Source organism: Saccharothrix sp. NPDC042600, from assembly GCF_040647305.1.
Taxonomy (GTDB): Bacteria; Actinomycetota; Actinomycetes; order Mycobacteriales; family Pseudonocardiaceae; genus Actinosynnema; species Actinosynnema mutabilis.
Map to the genome: position 1 here is coordinate 121,326 of NZ_JBEZBW010000010.1, position 20,738 is coordinate 142,063.

The following is a 20,738-nucleotide window of genomic DNA, read 5'->3' on the forward strand; positions in this document are numbered from 1 at the left end:
CACCTGAGGAAAGGAGGCGTCATGCCGGCCCTGGCCGAACCGACGGACGTCGTGGAATTGTGCCGACACCGGGCGGAACGCTTTCCCGATCGGCGCTCCCACGTTTTCCTGGACCACACCGGGAACGAGAGCGCCGCGCTCACCTTCGGCGAACTGGACCTGCGGGCGCGGGCGATCGCCGCCCGGCTGCGCGACCTCGCCCCACCGGGCGGGTGCGCGGTGCTCAGCCACGCGCGGGGCGTGGACTTCGTGCCCGCGTTCCTCGGCTGCCTGTACGCCGGGATCGTCGCGGTGCCCGCCCCGGCGACGCGGCGCACCCACGGCGACCCCCGCTTCGAGCGGTTGGCCGACATCGTCGCCGACGCCCGGCCCGACCTGCTGCTGTGCGGCTCGGACCGGCTCGCCGGCCGGGGCCTGGTGGACCGCGCGCTGCCCACGGACCTGGTGGACCCGGGCCACGCGCGGCGGTTCGAGCCGGTCCCGGTCGGCCCGGACGCCGTGTCGCACGTCCAGTACACCTCCGGCGCGACCGGCCGGCCCAAGGGCGTGGTGATCACGCACGGCAACGTGCTGGCCAACGTCCGCCTGATCGCCGGGTCCGCGCCGGACGTGCCCGACCGGCCGCCGACGGTGACCTGGCTGCCGCTGTTCCACGACATGGGCCTGGTCGGCGGCGTCCTGCACCCGCTCTACGCCGGGCACACGTCGGTGGTCATGGACCCGCAGGACTTCGCCCGCTCCCCGGTCACCTGGCTGGCCGCGCTGGACCGCTACGGCGCGCGGTTCGCCGCCGCGCCCGCCCTCGGCTACGACCTGTGCGCCCGGCGGGTCACCGACGAGCAGCGCGACGCGCTCGACCTGAGCCGCCTGCGGGTCGCGGTGATCAGCGACGAACCCCTCCGCGCGGACACCGTGGACGCCTTCGCCGACCGGTTCGCCCCCAGCGGGTTCCGGCGGGAGGCGTTCTTCCCCGGCTACGGCCTGGCCGAGTCGACCGTCCTGGTCAGCGGGGGACCGGCCGGCCCGGTCGTCACCGCGTTCGACCCCGACGAGCTGGCCCGCGGCCGGGTGCGGCCCAGCCCGGACGGGTGCCGGCTGGTCGCCTCGGGCGTCCCGGACCCCGCGGCCACGGTCGTGATCACCGACCTGGGCACCGGGCGACCGCTGCCGCCCGACCGGGTCGGCGAGATCCGCGTCGCGGGCCCCAGCGTCGGCGCGGGCTACTGGCGGCGGCCCGGCGACCCCGCGTTCGACACCACCGTGCCCGGCCACGGCGGCGGGTTCCTGCGCACCGGCAACCTCGGCTTCCTGCACGACGGGCGGCTGCACGTGCGCTGCCGGCTCGCCGACGCGATCACCGTGGGCGACCGCGTCCTGATGCCCTACGACCTGGAGGACGCGGTCGTCGCGGCCCACCGGTCGATCCGCGCCGCGTGCGCGTTCCAGGACCCCGCCGGCCGGGTCGTCGTGCTGGCCGAGACCCGCGAACCGGTGGTGGTCGAGGTGCCCGACGTGGACCTCGTCGTCCCGGTCCGCCCCCGCACGTTGCGCTACACCACCAGCGGCAAGCTGCGCCGCGCCGAAACCCGGGCGGCGTGGCTGCTGTCCGGCCGCGACGGGAGGAACGGCTGATGCGCATCCTCGACCCCCGGGTCCACCTGCCCGGCGACGGCACCCCGCTGGCCACCCTGGTGGACCTGTGCCGCGCGCGAGCGGCGGCCGAACCGCGCCGCCGGGTCTTCCGGCACCGCTCGCCCGACGCGGCGCTGACCCTGGCCGAGTTCGACACCCGCGCCCGCGCGCTCGCGGTGCGGCTGCTCGACGTCGTCCCCGCCGGGTCCCGCGCGCTGCTGGGCTTCCCGCCCGGCCTGGACTTCGCCGTGGCCCTGGCGGGCTGCCTCTACGCGGGCGTGGTCGCGGTGCCGGTGCCGCCGCTGGGCGGTCCGGGCGCGCGCGTCGAGTCCGTGGTGCGCAGCGCCCGTCCCGGCGTGGTGCTGTCCACCGAGCGGCAACTGGCCGAGTTGCCCGGCGAGGCGTCGTGGGGCGACCTGGTCCCGATCGCCGTGGACGCGCTCGACCACGAGCAGGCCGACCGCTGGCAGCGTCCCGACACGGGCCCGGACACCGTGGCCTACCTCCAGTACTCGTCCGGGTCGACCGGCGAGCCCAAGGGCGTGACCCTGACCCACGCCAACGTCCTGCACAACCTGGCCATGATCCACCAGGCCACCGCCCGGCCCGCCGACGCGGAGGGCGAACCCCGGCCCCCGTCGGTGCTGTGGCTGCCGCAGCACTACAACATGGGCCTGATCGGCAGCGTGCTGGAACCGCTGTACTCCGGGCACGACGTGGTCACCATGGCCGCGTCGGCGTTCGTGCGCAGCCCTTACGCGTGGCTGCGCACGCTGTCCGACGTCGGCCGGGTGGACACGTGCGCGCCGAACTTCGCGCTGGACCTGTGCACCCGCCGGATCACCTCGGCGCAGTTGGCGACCCTGGACCTCAGCGGTGTCGAGATGCTGCTCATCGGCGGCGAACCCGTGCGCGCGGCCACGCTGGACCGGTTCCACGAGACCTTCGCCGGCGCGGGGCTGCGCCGGGAGGCGCTGGTGCCCGCCTACGGCCTGGCCGAGTCGACCGTGCTGGTCACGGCGGGCCAGATCGGGCAGGGACCGGTGCTGCTGCGCGTGGACCGCACGGCGTTGACCGCGGGCGTCGCGCGCCCGGTCGAACCGGCGGCGGGCGGGCACCTGCTGGTCAGCTCGGGTGCGGTGCCGGCGGCCACGACCGTGGTGCCGGTCGACGCGGTCACCGGGCGGCCGTGCGACGACGGCCGGGTGGGGGAGATCCACGTGGCCGGGCCCAGCGTCGGCCTGGGGTACTGGAACGCCGAGTCGGACGTGTTCGACGCGGTGGTGCCCGACCACCCCGGCCGGCGGTTCCTGCGCACCGGCGACCTCGGGTTCCGCTACGACGGCGAGCTGTTCGTCACCGGCCGCGCCAAGGACGTGATCATCATCGCGGGCGCGAACCACTACCCGCACGACATCGAGGCGACCGTGGAACGCGCGCACCCGGCGGTGCGCGAGCGGGGCGTGTGCGCGCTGGGCGTGGACGACGGCGAGCGGGAACGGCTCGTGGTGCTGGTCGAGGTCGTGCCGGAGTCCACAGTGGACCCGGCGGAGCTGGTGCAGGCGGTCCGGCGCGCGGTGCACGTGGGGCACGGGTTGCAGGCGCACGGCGTGGAGCTGCTCGCGGCGGGAGCGTTGCCCTACACCGTGAACGGCAAGCTGCGCCGCGCGGACTGCCTGCGCGGCCACCTCGCCGGCGCCCTGCCGCGCTGGACGCCGTGACGTGGGTCATGGGTTGTCACGGGGGCCTCCGGGGCCGGTGTCTCCGGGTCGATCGGGCATTCGTCGCCGCGTCCGGAGGAAGAGGAGTCCCATGAGCAAGGTCTGGTTCGTCACCGGTTCGTCGCGCGGTCTGGGCCGCTGCTTCGTCGAGGCGGCGCTGTCCCGCGGCGACCGCGTGGCGGCGACCGCCCGCACGACCGCGAGCCTGGACGACCTGGTGGCCGAGCACGGCGACGCGGTGCTGCCGCCGGCGGTGGACGTGACCGACGGGTACGCGCAGATCGGCGCCATCGAGGAGCTGGCCGAGCGGGAGGTGCGCGACCGGCTGGAGGCCAACGTGTTCGGCGCGCTGTGGGTGGTGCGGGCGGTGCTGCCGCACCTGCGCGCGCGGGGTTCGGGCCACATCGTGCAGCTGTCGGCAAGAACCCCGACCCGCTCGCCAACGGCCACCTGTCCACGGCCCACCCGGCCTACGCGGGCCTGCGCGAGCGCCTGGCAGGACCTGTCGGCCGCAGCCCACGGCGACCTGGCGCAAGCAGAACGCTGAGACGGGTGGCGGTGTCCCGCGCCGTTCGAGGTGGCGCGGGACACCGGTCGTGAAGGTTCGTCTACAGCCGTTGCCACAGGGACGGCACGTTGGGCGGTTCCCAGCCGCTCAACGACGTGTGCGCCTGGATGCAGCGGTAGGTCGCGCCGCCGTAGGTGGCTTGTGCGCCGGTCGTGTAGGCGACGCCCGCGGCCCACGGGCCCGTTACCGGCGGGGTTGTCGTGGTCGTGGTTGTCGTGGTGGTTGTCGTGGGAGTTGTGGTGTTGGTCGGGGTTGGGCCGCCGCCCGGGCCCACCTGGAGGTCAACGCAGTTGTAGAAGGCCATCGCCGTGTCGGCGATGTTCCAGATGGCCAGCAACTTGATGCGGCCCGTGCGTCCGCCCAGGCTCACGTCGTGCTTGACGGTGCGGCCGGGCTGGCGGCCGTGGTCGTTGAACTCGGCGATCTTGCTGCCGCCCACGAAGTACTGCCACGTGGTGGTGGCGTGGTTGGCCGTGATGAGCCAGTTGAACGACACCGTGTCGCCGACCGACGCGGCCGGCCAGGCCTTGCTGTCGTCGTTGAGGGGCGCCCAGCGGGCATCGCCGCCGTGGCAGTTCTGCTGCCCCTTCAAGCCTTCCACGCTCGCCGGCTCGTAGATGATGTCACCGCACTTGGACACCTTGCCGGCCGCGCAGTTGGCCTGCCGGCTGGGCGGTGAGGTGATGTAGCCGTGCGCGCTGGCCGGTGCGGCGGTCGCCACCACCAGGAACGGGGCGACGCCGACGCCGGCGAGCACCGCCGCGAGCTTGCGCTTGAGTCTCATGGTCGAAGCTCCATCCGGAGGAACCCCAGGGGGTGTCCCTGGGCAGGGGGTCCGCGGCGGCCGGATCGTGCCGGACGCGGCCCGCCCTCGTGAGCGCGGACCGGTTCCGGCAAGTGGTCTAGACCATATTCGCGCCCGGTGATCGCGTCAACCGCCGGGCGGCCGGATGGCGTCGAGCAGGGCGGTGAGGGGCGGCGGCACGCGGTCGAGCGGGACCGCTTCGGTGAGCAGTCGGGCGTAGCGCAGCTTGCGCCGCGACCCCGCGCCCAGGAAACGCCGCATTTGCGCCGATTCGTCCCTTCCGCGCCACGCGGGCTGCCGCTGGATCTTGCGGAACGCGTCGAGGTCGCCGTTCGCGGCGAGGACGTCGGTGGCGAGCGGAATCCCGCAGGCCCGGATGAGCTCGTCCTCCAGGTCCGCCTCGCACACGAAGAACCCCAGCCGCGCCAACCCGGCGCGTGACGTCGGGGCCCCCAACCCGGCCGCGACCACGGCCCGCCGGACCACGTCCACCTCACCCGCGTCGCACAACCCGACCAGCCGCGCGCCACCCCCGCCGAACCGCCGCAACTGCCGCGCGACCCCGTGCGCGCCACCCACCGGCAGCACCACCACGCGCTCGGCGTCGAGGTCACGGCCGTGCCGCGCGGCGAGCACCTCCACCGCGATCTGGTCGCTGACCCCCTCCACCAGCACGACCACCGCGGCCGACCCCGCCCGCGCCACCGCGACGGCGGTCGCCTCGGTCGCCGCCGCCGGCCCCGTCACGTACCCCGCGAGCAGATCCTCCGAGCGCACCCCGGCACTCTCGACCACCCGGGAAGGGCCGCGCCACCGGGTTTCCGCGTCAAAGGTTTCGCGTCACCGGGGTTCGCGCCACAGGGTTTCCGCGTCACCCGGCGGCGCGGCGGGCCTGGATGGTCTCCCGGACGACCGCGAAGGCGTCCGCGACCGGCCCCAGGTGGGCGAGCTTGTCCGGGTTGAGCACCGCCCGGACGGTCTGCACGCGACCCTCGGACACCTCCAGGACCAGGGTGTTGACGATCCCGCCCGCGCGGTCGCGGAAGATCGCCCCCGGCTGCCCGTTGACCTCGTGCAACTGCACGGTCCCGCCGATCCGCGTGAACGGCGCCATGAACGCGCCCAACAGCCGCGCCACCGCGTCCGCCCCGAACACACCGTCGCTCCACAGCGGGGCCTTGCCACCGCTGTCGCCGACCATCGCCACGTCGGCGGCGAGCAGGTCGCGCAGAGCGGCCACGTCACCCTCGCGGAAGGCGTCGAAGAACCGCCCGGCCAACTCCTCCCGCTCGCGCCGGTCGGCCGCGAAACGCGCGCGACCCGAGTCCATGTGGCGGCGGGCGCGCACCGCGAGCTGCCGGCACGCCGCCTCCGAGCGGCCGACCGCCGACGCCACCTCGGGGAAGCCGAACCCGAACACCTCCCGCAGCACGAACACCGCGCGTTCCAACGGGCTGAGCCGCTCCAGCAGCACCAGCGCCGCCATCGACACCGAGTCGGCCAGCTCCGCCGACCGCTCCGGGTCCTCGTACGGGTCGGTCAGCAGCGGCTCGGGGAACCACTCGCCGACGTAGGCCTCCCGCCGCACCCGCGCCGAGCGCAGCACGTCGATCGCGATCCGGGACACCGTCGCCGACAGGTACGCCTTCACCGACTCCGGTTCCACGCCGACGGACTCGTAGCGCAGCCACGTCTCCTGCACGGCGTCCTCGGCCTCGCCGACGCTGCCCAGCATCCGGTAGGCGATCGAGAAAAGCAACGGCCGCAGCCGCTCGAACTCCCCGGCCCGACTCCCCACCCGCATGAACCGCACCCTCCCCGACGCCGACAGGTCCACCACACGGGACGAGACAGCCGCCCGTCCTGTGACATCCGGCCGCGATGTCACAGGACGCGGGTGCCACCTCGTCCCCAGGGCGTAGGACGAACCATCGAGCGAGGAGCTTGCACCATGCGGGAACACCGGACCGTGGCGTTGATCACCGGGGCGAACAAGGGCATCGGCCGCGCGACCGCCGAACTGCTGGCGGCGGCGGGCGCGACCGTCCTGATCGGAGCCCGCGACCGGCGGCGCGGCGAGGAGGCGGCGGCGGCCATCCGCGGCGACGCGCACGCGGTCACCCTGGACGTCACCGACCCGACCACCGCCGTCGCCGCGGCGACGTGGGTCGAGCAGCGCTTCGGCCGCCTCGACGTCCTGGTCAACAACGCGGGCATCACCGGCTCCGGCCGCGTCGCGCCGCTCGACGCGGTGGACCAGGTGCCCAGCACCGCGGAGGTGGACATGGTCCGGTCGGTGTTCGAGACCAACGTGTTCGGGGTGATCACCGTGACCAACGCCCTGCTGCCCCTCCTGCGCCGGTCCCCGGCGGCGCGCGTGGTCAACGTGAGCAGCGCGGCGGGTTCCCTGTCCCTCAACGCCGACCCGAACGGCCCGCTCGCCGCGCTCCTGCCGTCGGCGGCGTACTCCCCGTCCAAGGCGGCCTTGAACGCGCTGACCATCCAGTACGCCAACGAACTGCGCGAAGACGGCATCCTGGTCAACGCCGCCGACCCCGGTTACGTGGACACCGACATCAACGACCACACCGGCTTCCTGACCCCGGCCCAGGGCGCGGCCGTGGTCGTGCGCCTGGCCACCCTCGACGCCGACGGCCCGACCGGCGGGTTCTTCAACGCCGACGGCCCGGTGCCCTGGTAGTCGACGGGTTCTCGGAAAGCGGCTACTCGGCGTATGTGGTCTAGTACGCTCGGCTGATCCACAGCGCGTGGGAGGTGCACAGTGGATGCTGGACCCAGCCCTGAGCAGCGGCTGAACGAGTACCGGCGGGCCCTGGACGACGAGGACGCGGGACTGGGGGAGTTGCCCGCCGACACCGGCGAGCACGTCGGCAGCTCGCCGGACGGCCTGGTCACCGTGACCGTCGCGCGCAACCGCGTGACGGCCGTGGCGCTGCGCGTCGCACCGGCCGAGGTCGCCGCGCCCGAGTTGGGGCGGCACCTGGCGACCGCGACCAACGCGGCCCTGGCCACCGCCCGCGCCGTCGCGCCGACCGCCGAGGACCCGATGCCCGACCTGAACGCCCTGATCGGCAAGCTCGCCGAGGTCGGTGAGCGGAGCGGCCGGTTCCTCGGCCAGGTCGGCACCGCGGTGGACCAGGTCATCGCCAAGGTCGGCCCGCGCACCGGCATGCACGGCGACCCGTCGCCGGCCGGCGTGGACGCGTTGTTCTCCGAGGCCACGGCCGTGTTGCGGGCGGCACGCGACACGCTCGGCGGGCTGGCGGGCGCGCAGGTCACCGGTTCCGGGGCCGACGAGGACCACGACGTGTGGGTGCAGGTCGGCACCGACGGGACCGTGTCCAAGGTGGAGCTGTCGTCGGCCGTGCCGGAGCTGACGGCCCGCCAGTTCACCGACCGCGCCCGGCAGGCGCTGGACGCCGCGCTGGCCGACTGGACCGCGCAGCGCCGCGCCCAGCCGCCGGACGCGTCCACTGTCGACTTCGGTCGGCTGTCCGGCCGGGCCGAGGCGCTGCGCACGCAGAGCTTCGAGCAGTTGCGGGGTTACACGGCCCGGATAAAGTCGATCATGGGCAGCATCGGCGAGCCGTAGGACTGGGGGAGAAGTGTCCGGACACCTGAACCTGTCGGGCGAGGCCATCGGCCGGTCGGGGGACCAGCTCACCGGCACGGCCGAGCGCCTGACCGGGGAGATCGCCGCGTTCCGCGCGAGCCTGGCCTCCTACGGCAACCCGTTCGGCGGGGACGACCTGGGCTCCGCCATGCAGATGATCTACGACGTCATCTCCGAGGCGGCGATGGAGAGCTTCGAGGACAACGCGGGCGTGCTGACCGAGACCGGCGGCAAGCTCGTGGAGATGGGCGCCGAGTACGCCAACGTCGAGCAGGCCAACCACGGCCTGTTCACCGGGCTGGGAGGGGACGGCCGGTGACCACGGGCCTCATGCTGCCCGCGGAACTGGCGGGCCTGCTCAACACGCTCGGCTTCTCGTGGCCGGAGGGCGACGAGGGCAAGATCTTCGACATGGCGGGGGAGTGGATCGCCTTCGGCGACCGCCTGAGCGGGTCGGTCGGCGAGGCGCACGGCCAGGCCGAGGCCGTGTGGACGCAGAACGCCGCCGAGGCCGTGGAGAAGTTCAAGGCCTTCTGGGACGGTGCGGACGCGCCGAAGCAGAACCTGGAGGACGGCGCCACGGCGGCGGCCATGGTCGGCGCGGGCCTGTACGTGTGCGCGGCGGCGCTGATCGCGTTGAAGGTCGCGGTGATCGCGCAGTTGGTGGTGCTGGCGATCCAGATCGCGCAGGCCATCGCGACGGCGGTGGTGACCTTCGGCGCCTCGTTGCTGGAGATCCCGATCTTCCGGCAGATCACCAAGCTGCTGCTGGACATGGCGCTGGACGTGGCGATCAACGCGGTGCTCGGTGGCTAGGCGCGGCGGCGGGGCCGGGATCTTCAAGCCGATCCTGAACTGGCTGCGCAAGGGCCGGCGCTCCGGCGGCGGCGGTGGCCCCGGTGTCCCGGGGCGGCGCGGCCCCGGCACGCCCGGCCCGCACACCACGCCCCGGTACCCGCGGCAGAAACCCATGCTGGACAAGTACAAGCACGAGACGGACCCGAACCACCCGGCGAACCCGTTCCCGGGCCGGTCGGTGCGCCGCCTCAACGACGCCGAACGCGAGGCGCACCGCGTGTTCATCGACGGTCAGGGCAACCTGCGCCGGGCGCGCGACGGTTCGCTCTACGACACGCAACAGGGCACGTCGGCGTGGGGCGGCGGGCGCGCGATCTTCGTCATGGACGGCCGTGGCAACATCTACGCGTCCAACCACCACGCGCCCGGCCAGTTCCACCACTCGTCCCTGGCCGGCGGGCACCCGGTCGCGGCGGCGGGCGAACTGTCGGTCACCAACGGCCGCGTCAACTACGCCACCGCCGCGAGCGGCCACTACCAGCCGGGACCGGAGCACATGTCCAACCTGGCCCAGGAGTTCGGCCGCAACGGCATCCGCCCACCGATCTGGGACTTCCGCGGCCCGCACCCCGGCGGCCGCCCCCTGTTCGCCTGACCCGTGAGGACCCCCGCCATGGCCATCGAGCACCGAGCCGAGCTGAACGCCGTCGTCTACGGCCTCTTCCGCGCCCCGAGCCTGGACCGCGAGGTCGCGGCGAGCATGGTCGAGGCCATGATCGCCCGCGAGTACTTCGTCGACGGCCCGGAAGCCTACGAGAAGGCCCTAGCCCAGGCCCTGAGCCAGCCCGACCCGGTGACCGCCGACCTGGAACCGCCGTACGGCGAGGCGGAGGTCCGGGCGTTCCTCAAGCTCGTGCACGAGGAGCTGGTGAAGCAGAAGCCGTGGCGGTAGACCCACCACTTCGGTCCGCCGCACCGACCGACGGCCCCCGTCAGCCCCCGCTCCGCCCGGTCGGCGGGACGGCTGGCACCGCTCCTCCCCGCGTTTGCAGGGGCCCCGGGGAGACGTACCTCCGGCTGCGCGGTGACGTGGCCCTCGCCGAACAGCGTCGCGAGTTGATGACCGCCGTCGCCGCGACTTGACCGCGTCCGGGCACTCGGCGACGGTGCGCGCGGCGGAGCCCGGTGGTGTCGAGTGGAGCATCACCATCGGCGCGCCGGCGGACACACCCGACCGGTGACCGGCGGCTCCGGTTCGGCGCGGGAGCACCGGGACACCGCTGAGCCGGGCGACCTGTACCGCGCCCACCAGCCGACCCTGGAGGCGTTCGTCCGCAAGCGCGTCGCGGACCCCTCGGTCGTCGACGACCGACGCCGAACCGCTCCTGCACCACGAGGCGGAGACGGAGAGCGGGTCCGGACAGGCGACCCATGCCGTCGACCGGCAGTTGGACCTCCGGGCGGCGTTGGACGACCTGCACCCGGACGTGCGAGGGTCCTCGTGCTGACGATCACCTCCGCGGGGGCGTCGAGGCGGTGCTGGCGCGGCTGGCGACCCTGTCGGAGAGCGAGGTGCGCCTCCTCGACCCCCGATCCGCAGGTTCGACATTGATAGGGGTCTTCGTCGTTTCCTTGGTCGCGATGGTTGCGGAGCGATGTTCTCCGCAACATCCACTTGAAGCCTGTTGTGTTGCTCCTGGGCGCGTCAACCGCCGGTATCGCCGGTACGGCGAACCCAGTCGGCCACGCAAGGACCGGTTACGCCATCGCCGCTGTCGTTGCCGTGTTCGCCTTGGTCGCGGTGCATCTGATCACCCAGATCTCCGCACAACGCCGCGACGCCGAGACCCGTGAGCTGGTCGCGCGCTATTGCGCCGCCATCGAGAAGCGAAGCGGAACGCGATGGCGGGTGACCCGTTGGGCGCAGGAATCCGACATCGCGGCCAACGGCGACACCAGCGCGAAGATCGACTTCACCCTCGCGGTCGAAGCGGATCACGTCGACTTCGTCAGCTTCACCGACAGGGTGAACTGGGACTGGCCGGCTCGCCACCGGTCCCGGGTGAGGGTTCGGGTGGAGGCGGTGGACGCCAACGAGCGCAGCCATGTGCGTTCAACGGTCGTCTGGTTGAGCGCTACCACGATGAAGGTGCTGGTGCACTTGGACGAGCCGTTGGCGCGGGGCAGCGTCTGTCGGGTTCGGGCAACTGTCGACTGGCCGGCGAAGTGCGCACCGCTGATGAAGGCGGCACGCGCGGATGAACTGCTCGCCAGTTTCGGCTCGGACGTCGAAGAGATCGCGCAACGGGTCACGCTCCCGGCGGGATTCCACGTTCGAGTCGAGCCGGTGGGGGTCGGTCAGGGCATGGGCGAGTACTCGGCGGTCACCGGGTTGGACGCCTCCGGCCGGACCTCCGTCCGACTCGTCGCCCGCGCGGTGCCGGCGTACCGGAAAGTCGGGGTGCGGCTGGACGTGGTGTGAGCACGGGCCTACCGCGGTCGCGGTAGGTGGCCGGTTTCTGCGGCGGGTGTGGCAGTTCGGATTGTCTGCTCGTGCGGGACGATCTTCGGGGGACCGGTCGGCATGATCGGCGTCAACGGAGAACGTTGAGCTGGGAGGACATCATGTCGCAGGTTGTCGCCGCCGCGTCCGCGTTGGGCGAGTGGTCCGGGGTGGTTCTCGCGCAGTCCGCCGACCCCTACGACCTCACGCCCGGGCGCGCCTGGTCGTTGGTGGGTGCGGTGGTCGGGGTGGTCGGCTTGGTCGCCGGGATCGTGGCTCTCGTGCGGGCCCGGCGGGGTGCTCTGGTCGCCGTGGGGGCCGGGGTGGTCGCCGTGGGTGTGGGGATCTGGGTCGTGTCGGCTGCTCAAGGTGGGCCCGGCGCCGGGTACGGGATCGTGGGCGGGTACATCGACCTCGTGGTCGGGGTGGTGGCCATCGTGGTGGGCGGGCTGGCGGTAGCCCGGAGTCGGCGGGTGACGGCTCAGGTGTAGTGCCGGCCGACCATCTCGATCAGCGCTGTGACGTCGGCGTCGACCATCGGCGCACCGGTCATGCCCATGCGGTGCAACAGGGTGCCGACGACGACGTCGATGAGGAACAGCACCCGGTGCTCGGGTTCGCCCAGCGCCTCCTCCAGCGCCCGCCGGTACGGGTCCTGCAGGCGGGTGGCCAGGACCTCGCGCAGGGCCGGGTCGCTGACGGCGTCCACGAACACCCCCGCGAACGCCGCGCCGACGCCCGGTTCGCCGACCTTGGCCGCGATCCAGCGGATGGCCGTGGCGATGTCCGACGCCCGGTCCTCGCCCCGCACCGGCACCGGGCCCAGCGCGTCCACCAGGCAGTCGGCGATCAACGCCCCCTTCGACGGCCAACGCCGGTACAGCGTCGTCTTCGCCACGCCCGCCGCCGCCGCGATGCGGTCCATGGTCGCCCCCGCGTAGCCCAGGTCGTGGACGGTCTTCAAGGTCGCGGCGAAGACCGTGGCGTCGATGCCGGCGCGGGGACGGCCGGGCGGCCGGGAGGAAGCGGTCACGGCCCCACCCTAGCGAGTTCCGCTACCATCGGTTTCGATACTGCCGGTAGCGAAAAAAGGAGGGGTCATGACCACCGAACGTCCGCCGTGGGGCATCCGGGTGCTGGCCGCGCTGGGCGGGCAACCCGACTGGCTAGGGCTGACCGCCGAGGAGTTGGCCGCGATCCGCGAGGCGGAGAACCGCAAGCGCGCCTCGCGCCTGGCCCGCGTGGTCACCGGGTGCCCCGAGCGCGGGGTGGACATCGCCTGGCGGGAGGTCGTGCCGGCCGACCGCGCGGTCCCGGTCCGGGTGCACCGGCCGGCGAACGGGAAGGACCTGCCGCTGGTGCTGCACGTCCACGGCGGCGGGTTCGTCGGCACGGCCGCGCAGTCGGACTGGGTCAACAGCCACCTCGCCGCCCGCCTGCCCGCCGTCGTCGTGTCCGTCGAACACCGCCTGCTCGACCACGCCACCGCCTTGCCCGCGGCGGCCGACGACGGCTGGGACGTGCTGCGGCACGTGGTGGAGCACGCCGAGGACTGGGGCATCGACCCGGACCGGACCGCGGTGTTCGGCGAGAGCTTCGGTGGCCTGATCGCCGCGCTCGCGGCACTGCGCGCCCGGGACGCGGGCCTGGAACTCAGGGCGCAGGTGCTCGTCAACCCCGCGCTGGACGTCAGCGAGACCGGGTTCGACCACCCGTCGTTCGCCCGGCACGGCGACAGCCCGACCCTCAGCACCGCGCAGATGCGGCTGTTGCGGCGGTTGGCCGTGCCGCCGGGCGTGGACCCGGTGCCGCTGTCCCCGCTGCGCTCCGCCGACCTGGGCGACCTGGCCCCGGCGCTGGTGGTGGTGCCGACCATCGACCCGGTCGCCGACCACGGCCGCCGCTACGTCGACCGGCTGCGCGCCGCCGGCACGCCCGCGCTGCTCACCGAGCACTTCGGGGCCACGCACGCGTTCCTGAGCATGCCGGGCGTCGTGCCGCAGGCGAAGGCGGCGCGCGCCGAGATCGTGGAGTTCCTCGGCGAGTGCCTGGGCGCGCCACTGGCGGCGCGGGGCCGGTGAGCCGCCCGTCGGCGCGACCGGTCACGGCCGCGCCGACGGGCGTCCACGGTGGACTACCGCTCGGTCACACGCACTCGTGCCCGATGACCTGCGGCTGCTCGAACGGGTTGGTCGGGTCCACGTAGCTGACGATGTGGACGCACAGGTGGTCGATGGCCGGGTTGGTCTGCGGGTAGACGTTCAGGTCCTGCCAGGTGTCCCCGGCATCGACCCAACGCGCCTCCCACGGGTTGCTGTCCGCCACGCCGCCCGCGAACACGGTCACGTCGACGTAGATGTAGCGGCGGTCGGTGCACTCGACGGTCCACCCGGCCTCTCTGGCCGCCGGGTTGGTGTGGATGTCCGTCGTGACGCAGCCCGCGGCGCTCGCGCCGGTGGTCGCGACCGCCGGTCCCGCGCCGGTCGCGAGCGCGCCGGCGGCCAGGGCCACGGCGGCCAGCGTCCGGGTGGTGTGCTTGCGGGCGTTGAACTTCCGCACTGGGCCTCCCCTTCCAGTATTGGTCTGGACCTCTCCGAGTCTGCCTAGCCCACCGGGGGCCCACCTACCGCCGATCGGGCGCGTCCACCGTCACACGTGGACGGGCTTGAAAATCGCCACCTCATGTGGCATGGACCAGATATGAGTCCACAGTGGACTGACGCGGTCACCCGGTCGGGATGAGCGCGGCACGGCCGGGGCGCGTGGCGCGAGGCCGGCGCGCGACCCGCGAGCACGCGGTGTGCGAGGCGGTCGGGCATCCCCTGGTAGCGCTCCCAGGCACCGGTCCCCGCCGTCGGGGCCCACGTGGAGGTCCGGTCGCGCACGTCGAGGCGCGGCTACCCGGGTGATCCCTTTACCAATCCTTTAGGGAGTGTGCGACACTGGTGGCGAGGGGAGTACTTCCCAAGCGTCTGACCGGTCAATACGGACACCCGTGCGTGTCCCCGGCAGGCCGCCCGCCGCGCGGGTGAAGGAGACCTCGGAGCACACCGTGCCCGAGGAGGTCTTGTGTCAACGTCCCCCGCGTCCACGCTCGTCCTGGCTGAGCCCGCCGCCCCGGTCGGCACCCCGGCGCTGTGGGCGATCAGCATCGTCGCGCTGGTCGCGCTGCTCGTCGTCGACTTCCTGGTCACCCGCCGCCCGCACGAGGTGTCGATGCGGGAAGCTGCCGCCTGGTCGGTGTTCTACCTGGCGCTGCCGGTGGCGTTCGGCGTCTGGCTGTGGTTCGACGCGGGCACCGACCGGGCGCTGGAGTTCATGACGGGCTTCGTGGTCGAGAAGTCCCTCTCGGTGGACAACCTGTTCGTGTTCATGCTGCTCCTGGCCGCGTTCGCCGTGCCGGCGGCGGTGCAGCAACGCGTCCTGCTCTACGGCATCGTCGGCGCGTTGGTGCTGCGCGGCGTGTTCATCGCGGCCGGCGCGGCGATGCTGGCGGCCGGGACCTGGGCGTTCCTGGTGTTCGGCGTGGTCCTGTTCGCCTCCGCGGTCAAGGTCGTCCGGCAGGGCGAGGCCGAGCCGGACATCTCCCGCATGCGGTCGGTCCGGCTGCTGCGCCGGTTCATGCCCGTCACCGACGACTACCGCGGGGCCAGGATGGTCGTGCGCGAGAACGGTCGGCGCGCCCTCACGCCGCTGGCGGTCGTCGTGGTGGCGGTGTTCGCCACCGACGTCGTGTTCGCCGTCGACTCGGTGCCGGCGGTGTACGGGATCACCGAGGACCCGTACCTGGTGTTCGCCACCAACGCCTTCGCGCTGATGGGGTTGCGCGCGCTGTACTTCGTGCTGCACGCGGCCCTGGCCAAGCTGGTCCACCTCAACCACGGCCTGGCGGTCATCCTCGCCTTCATCGGTGTGAAGCTGGTGCTGCACTGGGCGCACGGCATCTGGCCCGCGGTCCCGGAGATCCCGACGCCGGTCTCGCTGGCGGTGATCATCGGCACGCTCGCGGTGGTGACCTTCACCAGCCTGCGCGCCCGTCGCCGGGCCGACGCGTGACCTACTGGAAACCCCGGCCCGTCATCGGCACCAGGGCCAGCGGTTGGACGTCGGCGGCGAACGCGGTCGCCGACGTCGTGGGCTCCGGCAGCGGGATCTCCGGGTGGCTGAAAGCCCCTTGCGCGAACAGGTCCTCCATGAACAGGTCGATCTTCGCCTCGGTCAGCGACGGCATGGCGAAGACGTGCGCGAAGTGGCGCACCCCGCCCGTGGCGGTGGGCATCGGCTGGCAGGACAGGGACCACTTCGCGATGATCTCGTCGTTGGGCCTGCGGAACCGCACGGTCAACGCCATCGGGCTGCGGTCCACGAAGAGGCCGCCCTCGGGCAGCCGGTCCTCGCGGTCGAGGCGGTCCTCCAGTTCGCGCAGGGCGCTTTCCAGGTAGCGGGTCCGGCGCAGCGCGGCCACCGCCTCGGCCGCGTGCCCGCGCACCGACCTGGACGCCAGGTGGTTCCACAGCACCAGGGGCGACAGGCCGTTGCGGGAACCGGCGAAGGTCGTGTCCGGGGAGCCGGTGTAGGCCGGGGTGGCCGCCGGCTCCACCCGGAACTTGTTCTTGGTCATGAAGATCCCGCACGGGAACGGCGCGCCCGCCCACTTGTGCCCGCTCATCACCAGCGAGCCGACCACGTCCACGCCGTCCACCCGCAGGCCGAAGTCGAACTCGGGGACCTTGCCCTTGAGCTCCCGGCGCAGCGCCACGGCCAGTTCGCTGTGCTCGTCCTCCTCGGCCGCGTGGCGCAGAAACGGCATGATGCCCGCGCCCAGCGCGCCGTCCACGTGCACCCAGAAGCCGCGTCGCCGGTCGGTGCGGCCGGGTTCGAACTCGATCTCGCGTTCCAGCAGGCCGTGCCGGCGGAACAGCGGGACCAGGCGGGTGGCGACCTTCTCGATGTTGTCGTAGGCGCCCTTGAAGGTGGTGCCGAAGTTGAGCAGGAGCAGGATCGGGTGGCCGCGTTCGGCGAAGAACGCGACCAGCCGCTCCAGCTTGTCCACGTCGATCTCGCCGCTGCCGTCCGGGCCGCCCTTGGACGGCACCTCCAACGGCCACGGGCCGCCCAGCGGGCACTGGTCGGGGTACTCGGCGGTGCCGATCGCGCCGAACGTGTCGATCGCCAGCGTCCGCACGGCCTTGATCACCGAGTAGTGGGTGTCCTCGGAGTAGAACGCCACCGGGCGGTAGGCGTTGCGCGGGTCCGCGGCCGGTGAGCCGCCCACCCGGGCCGCCGGCGCCGGCGGCGCGGCCTGCACGTAGACCATCTGCGGGTTGGAACCGCCCGGGTCGCCGATCAGCTTGCGGCCCGACAGGTAGTCCCGGGCCGTGGCCAGGGCGTAGAGGTTGCCCTCGGTGGAGCCCATGGTGAGCACGTAACCCCAGTAGCTCTCGGGGTTCTTGCCGTCGTAGGGCCATTCCGCGCGCCACAGCTCGGCGTAGCGGTCGAGCACGGCCCGTTCGACTGCCTTCGTGTTGGGCTTGTAGTTGCCCTGCTGGAACGGGTCGCCGACGTTGTTGAGGTGGAAGTCCAGGAACCGGCCCAGGTCCTGCTGCGCGTGGCCGAGGTCCTGGTTGCCCTGGAAGCCCACCATGTGCTCGTGCTTGCCGACCAGGTAGGTCTCCAGCTTGGTCAGCGCGTGCTTGCGCTGCTGCGCGGTCAACCCCTCGGCGGGGATGAGGAAGTCGCGCTCGGTCGGTTCGTCCGAAGTGGACTGGTCGGCCGGCGCGGGGGTGGGGCGTTCCGGGCGGCGCGGCGCGGGTCGCGGGGTGGCGCGCACCCGGGTGTCCGGCGCCGGTGCCGCGGCGACGACGTCGAACTCCGGTGTCGCGGTGGCGTACTCCGGTGCCGTGCGGGCTTGCTCCGGTGCCGTGCGGGTTCGTTCCGGTGCCGTGGTGACCGGTTCCGGTGTGGCGTAGCCCGGCGGCGGGGCCGGTGTCGTGGTGCGTTCGGCGGGGGTGGGGGCCGGGATCGGGGGCGTCGTCCCCCACAGGCCCGTGTGTCGTTCCTCGCCGATGTGTCGGCTCATTGCGCTCTCCCGACCTCGATCCATCCGCCGCTCGACACTGCCACGGGCCGTTCGGGGGCACCGTGCCGCGACCGGCGGATTCGCCGGACCGTGTCGTGCCGTCACCCGGCTGCCGCAGCCGGCGGTCGCGGGACGTGAGCGGCGGTGTGGGTCGTTCGGCGGTCAACGAACCGGTGCGGTGCCGGTACGAAGGAGCTTCACGTGACTTGGGGAGGCGCTCGTGGGCGGTAGACGGTGGGTCGCTGTGCTGGTGGGGGTGCTGGCGGTGGTGCCCGGGGTGGCGTCGGCGGACGAAGGGGAGATCACGTTCGGTCCGCCCACGACCGTGTACGCGGGGTACGGCTCGTACGGGATCGCCGCCGGGGACTTCAACGGGGACGGGCGGCCCGACCTGGTGGTGGCGAACCGGAACGAGGCCGCGCTGGCGGTGCTGCTCGGCGACGGTGCCGGCGGCTTCACGCTGCGCAAGGAGAACACGCGCGAGCAGACGTGGGTGCCGGCCGTCGCCGACTTCGACCGGGACGGCAAGGTGGACCTCGCGGTGGCCGACGACCGCGGCGAACTCGTCCTGTTCACCGGACAGGGTGACGGCACGTTCGTGGAACGGGCGAAGCACGCGCTCGGCGGGGGCTACGGGCAGGCGATCGTGGTCGGCGACCTCGACGGCGACACCGACCCGGACATCGCGGTGGGCAGCTCGTCGGGCGGGGCGAAGCCCGCCGTGACGGTGCTGCTCAACGACGGCGCGGGCGCGTTCACCCGGATCGCGGCGGCCGGTTTCGGCACCTACAGCGACACCCTCGTCGGGTTGGCGCTCGACGACCTCGACCGCGACGGCAAGCCGGACCTGGTCACGGTGACCACGACCGAGCTGTGGGTGCTGTCGGGGCGCGGCGACGGGACGTTCGGCGCGGCGGGCACGCCGCTGTCCGGCGAGGTGACCGGTGCGGCGCTGGGGGACCTCGACGGTGACGGCCGGTCGGACCTCGTCCTGACGCTGGTCAACGCGCCGGGCGAGGTGCGCGCGGGCAACGGGGATGCGACGTTCGCCGCGCCGCGGGCGCTGGTGCTGACCACCGACCCGACCGTGCGGCGGCCGGTGGTCGCGGACCTCGACGGCGACGGCCGGCTGGACGTCGTCTCCACCAGCGGCAACGGGTTCTGGGTCGTGCGCAACCTGGGCGGCGGGGCGTTCGCGGCCCCCGTGCTGTTCTACTCGGAGCTGCCGAACCCGTACCTCGCGGTGGACCTGAACTCCGACGGGCGGCTGGACCTGGTGGACAGCTTGGTGGAGGTGCGGCTGAACACCAGCCCGGTGAACCGCCCGCCGGTCGCCGTGGACGACGCGTTCACCCGGCGGGCGTGGTCGTCCGCGCTGCGGGTGCCCGCGCCGGGCGTGCTGGCCAACGACACCGACCCGGACGGCGGGCCGCTCACGGCGCGACTGGTCGCCGGGCCCCGGCACGGGACGGTGACGGTGGCGGCCGACGGGTCGTTCGACTACCGGGCACGGTCGGTGCTGGCGGGGGAGGACTCGTTCACCTACCAGGTCGTCGACTCGGCGGGCGCGGTGTCGGCACCGGCGAAGGTGACCATCCGCGTGGGCTTCTGACGGACGTGGGCCGGGCCGTGGCGGCCCGGCCCCTTCCGTCCGCGTGACTGGACCGTTACAGTCAGTGTCTGGGAACGCTCCCAGACACGACGACGAAGGGGTTGTGGTGCGCGCTGCACTGGCGGCGATCGCCGCGCTACTCACGACGGCCGGACTGGTGGTGCTGGGCGGGCAGGCGGTGCGCGCCGCGCCCGCGTGCGCCGTGGACTACGTGCCCAACCAGTGGTCCACCGGGTTCACCGCCAACGTCAAGGTCACCAACCACGCCGCGCCGGTCAGCACGTGGACGCTCACCTGGACCTTCGCCGGCAACCAGGTCGTGACCAGCGCCTGGAACTCGACGGTGGGCCAGACCGGCAACCGGGTCACCGCCCGCAACGCCCAGTGGAACGGCGCGCTGGGCACCGGGGCGAGCGCCCAGTTCGGCTTCCAGGCCACCTACTCCGGCACGAACCCGACGCCGACCGACTTCGCGCTCAACGGCGTGCGGTGCAACGACGACGTCACCACGACCACCACGACCACGACTTCGTCGCCACCTCCCACGTGCTCGGGCGCTGTGGTCTGCGACGACTTCGAGGGCCACACCGGCACACCCGGTGCGCCGTGGACGGTCGGCGCGGCCAACTGCACGGGCCAGAGCACGGTCACCATCGACAGCACGGTGGCGCACGGCGGGTCCAAGTCGGTCCGCGTGGACGGCAAAGCGGGCTACTGCAACCACATCTTCCTCGGCGCCGCGTTGCCCGGCGGCACCACGCACGGCCGTTTCTACGTCCGCCACACCACGCCGCTGCCCGCCGCGCACGTGACGTTCATGGCGCTCAAGGACTCCGCCGACAACGGCAAGGACCTGCGGATGGGCGGCCAGAACCAGGCGCTGCAGTGGAACCGCGAGTCCGACGACGCAACGCTGCCCGCGCAGAGCCCGCAGGGCGTGGCGCTGAGCAAGCCGCTGCCGACGGGGACGTGGACGTGCGTGCAGTTCACCGTCGACCCGACCGGCAGGCTCAGCACGGCACTGGACGGCCAGGACGTCACGGGCCTGCAGGTGGACGGCGTCCCGACGCCGGACGTGGACCAGCAATGGCTGGCGCGGACCGGTTGGCGGCCGAACGCCGTGGACGTGCGGCTGGGCTGGGAGAGCTACGGCGACGGCGCGGACACGCTGTGGTTCGACGACGTGGCCTTCGGCTCCCAGCCGATCGCCTGCTGACTCGACGGGCGGTGGCGAAACCGAACCCGGCTCCGCCACCGCCTCCCAAACCGTGCCACCGCCCGCAACCTCGCCACCGCCGCCACCACCGCCACCGAGCCGCGCTCCCGAGCCGCCGCCCCCGGGTCGCCGAGCTGCCGCCGCCCCCAGGTCGCCGAGCTGCCGCCGCC

The 20,738-nt window shown here is 73.2% G+C and carries 21 protein-coding genes; 15 read left to right on the plus strand and 6 right to left on the minus strand.

The window, feature by feature from the left end; all coding sequences use genetic code 11:
- Positions 1-21 precede the first annotated feature (21 nt).
- From AB0A74_RS10270 to AB0A74_RS10280, 3 genes are all read left to right on the plus strand, one after another.
- Positions 22-1,632 (plus strand): AMP-binding protein, encoded by a 1,611-nt coding sequence (locus tag AB0A74_RS10270; protein ID WP_358248515.1) that lies wholly within the window; start codon positions 22-24, stop codon positions 1,630-1,632.
- Complete coding sequence (locus tag AB0A74_RS10275) at positions 1,632-3,353, plus strand: fatty acyl-AMP ligase (protein WP_358248516.1); 1,722 nt, start codon at positions 1,632-1,634, stop codon at positions 3,351-3,353. The genes AB0A74_RS10270 and AB0A74_RS10275 overlap by 1 nt, the downstream gene beginning before the upstream one ends.
- Before the next feature lie 91 nt (positions 3,354-3,444).
- Positions 3,445-3,900: an SDR family NAD(P)-dependent oxidoreductase gene (locus AB0A74_RS10280; protein ID WP_358248517.1), complete on the plus strand. Its 456-nt coding sequence runs from the start codon at positions 3,445-3,447 to the stop codon at positions 3,898-3,900.
- Positions 3,901-3,961: 61 nt separating this feature from the next.
- On the opposite strand, the gene AB0A74_RS10285 is transcribed toward AB0A74_RS10280, so the two are convergent.
- The 3 genes from AB0A74_RS10285 to AB0A74_RS10295 form a co-directional block, all read right to left on the minus strand.
- Positions 3,962-4,705: a lytic polysaccharide monooxygenase gene (locus tag AB0A74_RS10285; RefSeq protein WP_358248518.1), complete on the minus strand. Its 744-nt coding sequence runs from the start codon at positions 4,703-4,705 to the stop codon at positions 3,962-3,964.
- Between the two features lie 147 nt (positions 4,706-4,852).
- The gene (locus tag AB0A74_RS10290; protein ID WP_358248519.1) at positions 4,853-5,503 is read right to left on the minus strand and encodes a TOPRIM nucleotidyl transferase/hydrolase domain-containing protein; all 651 of its coding nucleotides are present in this window, start codon (positions 5,501-5,503) and stop codon (positions 4,853-4,855) included.
- A 94-nt stretch (positions 5,504-5,597) separates the two neighbouring features.
- Positions 5,598-6,530 (minus strand): RNA polymerase sigma-70 factor, encoded by a 933-nt coding sequence (locus tag AB0A74_RS10295; protein WP_358248520.1) that lies wholly within the window; start codon positions 6,528-6,530, stop codon positions 5,598-5,600.
- Between the two features lie 147 nt (positions 6,531-6,677).
- On the opposite strand from AB0A74_RS10295, the gene AB0A74_RS10300 reads away from it, so the two are divergent.
- The 8 genes from AB0A74_RS10300 (at position 6,678) to AB0A74_RS10335 (ending at position 12,152) form a co-directional block, all read left to right on the plus strand.
- Complete coding sequence (locus AB0A74_RS10300) at positions 6,678-7,427, plus strand: SDR family oxidoreductase (RefSeq protein ID WP_358248521.1); 750 nt, start codon at positions 6,678-6,680, stop codon at positions 7,425-7,427.
- Positions 7,428-7,508: 81 nt separating this feature from the next.
- A complete protein-coding gene (locus tag AB0A74_RS10305) occupies positions 7,509-8,339 on the plus strand; it encodes a hypothetical protein (protein ID WP_358248522.1) in 831 nt (276 codons plus the stop codon).
- Between the two features lie 13 nt (positions 8,340-8,352).
- On the plus strand, positions 8,353-8,679 hold the full coding sequence (locus AB0A74_RS10310; RefSeq protein ID WP_358248523.1) for a hypothetical protein: 327 nt from the start codon (positions 8,353-8,355) through the stop codon (positions 8,677-8,679).
- Complete coding sequence (locus AB0A74_RS10315; protein ID WP_358248524.1) at positions 8,676-9,176, plus strand: hypothetical protein; 501 nt, start codon at positions 8,676-8,678, stop codon at positions 9,174-9,176. The genes AB0A74_RS10310 and AB0A74_RS10315 overlap by 4 nt, the downstream gene beginning before the upstream one ends.
- Complete coding sequence (locus tag AB0A74_RS10320) at positions 9,169-9,813, plus strand: hypothetical protein (protein WP_358248525.1); 645 nt, start codon at positions 9,169-9,171, stop codon at positions 9,811-9,813. The genes AB0A74_RS10315 and AB0A74_RS10320 overlap by 8 nt, the downstream gene beginning before the upstream one ends.
- 18 nt (positions 9,814-9,831) lie before the next feature.
- Positions 9,832-10,110, plus strand: a complete 279-nt coding sequence (locus AB0A74_RS10325) for a hypothetical protein (protein ID WP_343936561.1) — start codon at positions 9,832-9,834, stop codon at positions 10,108-10,110.
- A gap of 735 nt (positions 10,111-10,845) precedes the next feature.
- Positions 10,846-11,640 (plus strand): hypothetical protein, encoded by a 795-nt coding sequence (locus tag AB0A74_RS10330; protein ID WP_358248526.1) that lies wholly within the window; start codon positions 10,846-10,848, stop codon positions 11,638-11,640.
- A 143-nt stretch (positions 11,641-11,783) separates the two neighbouring features.
- Positions 11,784-12,152: a DUF6223 family protein gene (locus tag AB0A74_RS10335; protein ID WP_358248527.1), complete on the plus strand. Its 369-nt coding sequence runs from the start codon at positions 11,784-11,786 to the stop codon at positions 12,150-12,152.
- Here AB0A74_RS10335 and AB0A74_RS10340 read toward each other — a convergent pair.
- Entirely contained in the window at positions 12,143-12,694 is a 552-nt protein-coding gene (locus AB0A74_RS10340) for a TetR/AcrR family transcriptional regulator (RefSeq protein WP_358248528.1), read from the minus strand. The two genes, AB0A74_RS10335 and AB0A74_RS10340, sit on opposite strands and share 10 nt — an antisense overlap.
- Positions 12,695-12,761: 67 nt before the next feature.
- On the opposite strand from AB0A74_RS10340, the gene AB0A74_RS10345 reads away from it, so the two are divergent.
- A complete protein-coding gene (locus AB0A74_RS10345) occupies positions 12,762-13,742 on the plus strand; it encodes an alpha/beta hydrolase fold domain-containing protein (RefSeq protein WP_358248529.1) in 981 nt (326 codons plus the stop codon).
- Between the two features lie 64 nt (positions 13,743-13,806).
- On the opposite strand, the gene AB0A74_RS10350 is transcribed toward AB0A74_RS10345, so the two are convergent.
- A complete protein-coding gene (locus tag AB0A74_RS10350) occupies positions 13,807-14,220 on the minus strand; it encodes a hypothetical protein (RefSeq protein WP_358248530.1) in 414 nt (137 codons plus the stop codon).
- Between the two features lie 540 nt (positions 14,221-14,760).
- On the opposite strand from AB0A74_RS10350, the gene AB0A74_RS10355 reads away from it, so the two are divergent.
- Positions 14,761-15,717, plus strand: a complete 957-nt coding sequence (locus AB0A74_RS10355) for a TerC/Alx family metal homeostasis membrane protein (protein WP_358248538.1) — start codon at positions 14,761-14,763, stop codon at positions 15,715-15,717.
- Position 15,718: 1 nt separating this feature from the next.
- On the opposite strand, the gene AB0A74_RS10360 is transcribed toward AB0A74_RS10355, so the two are convergent.
- Complete coding sequence (locus tag AB0A74_RS10360) at positions 15,719-17,740, minus strand: hypothetical protein (protein ID WP_358248531.1); 2,022 nt, start codon at positions 17,738-17,740, stop codon at positions 15,719-15,721.
- Between the two features lie 220 nt (positions 17,741-17,960).
- On the opposite strand from AB0A74_RS10360, the gene AB0A74_RS10365 reads away from it, so the two are divergent.
- Together AB0A74_RS10365 and AB0A74_RS10370 are read left to right on the plus strand one after the other, a co-directional pair.
- On the plus strand, positions 17,961-19,352 hold the full coding sequence (locus AB0A74_RS10365) for an FG-GAP-like repeat-containing protein (protein WP_358248532.1): 1,392 nt from the start codon (positions 17,961-17,963) through the stop codon (positions 19,350-19,352).
- Positions 19,353-19,458: 106 nt separating this feature from the next.
- Positions 19,459-20,568 (plus strand): cellulose-binding domain-containing protein, encoded by a 1,110-nt coding sequence (locus AB0A74_RS10370; RefSeq protein WP_358248533.1) that lies wholly within the window; start codon positions 19,459-19,461, stop codon positions 20,566-20,568.
- The last annotated feature ends 170 nt before the right edge of the window (positions 20,569-20,738 follow it).

Coding starts and splice junctions, on each gene's coding strand:
- AB0A74_RS10270 (WP_358248515.1), top strand. CDS start 22: ATGCCGGCCCTGGCCGAACCGACGGACGTCGTGGAATTGTGCCGACAC.
- AB0A74_RS10275 (WP_358248516.1), top strand. CDS start 1,632: ATGCGCATCCTCGACCCCCGGGTCCACCTGCCCGGCGACGGCACCCCG.
- AB0A74_RS10280 (WP_358248517.1), top strand. CDS start 3,445: ATGAGCAAGGTCTGGTTCGTCACCGGTTCGTCGCGCGGTCTGGGCCGC.
- AB0A74_RS10285 (WP_358248518.1), bottom strand. CDS start 4,705: ATGAGACTCAAGCGCAAGCTCGCGGCGGTGCTCGCCGGCGTCGGCGTC.
- AB0A74_RS10295 (WP_358248520.1), bottom strand. CDS start 6,530: ATGCGGGTGGGGAGTCGGGCCGGGGAGTTCGAGCGGCTGCGGCCGTTG.
- AB0A74_RS10300 (WP_358248521.1), top strand. CDS start 6,678: ATGCGGGAACACCGGACCGTGGCGTTGATCACCGGGGCGAACAAGGGC.
- AB0A74_RS10325 (WP_343936561.1), top strand. CDS start 9,832: ATGGCCATCGAGCACCGAGCCGAGCTGAACGCCGTCGTCTACGGCCTC.
- AB0A74_RS10335 (WP_358248527.1), top strand. CDS start 11,784: ATGTCGCAGGTTGTCGCCGCCGCGTCCGCGTTGGGCGAGTGGTCCGGG.
- AB0A74_RS10345 (WP_358248529.1), top strand. CDS start 12,762: ATGACCACCGAACGTCCGCCGTGGGGCATCCGGGTGCTGGCCGCGCTG.
- AB0A74_RS10360 (WP_358248531.1), bottom strand. CDS start 17,740: ATGAGCCGACACATCGGCGAGGAACGACACACGGGCCTGTGGGGGACG.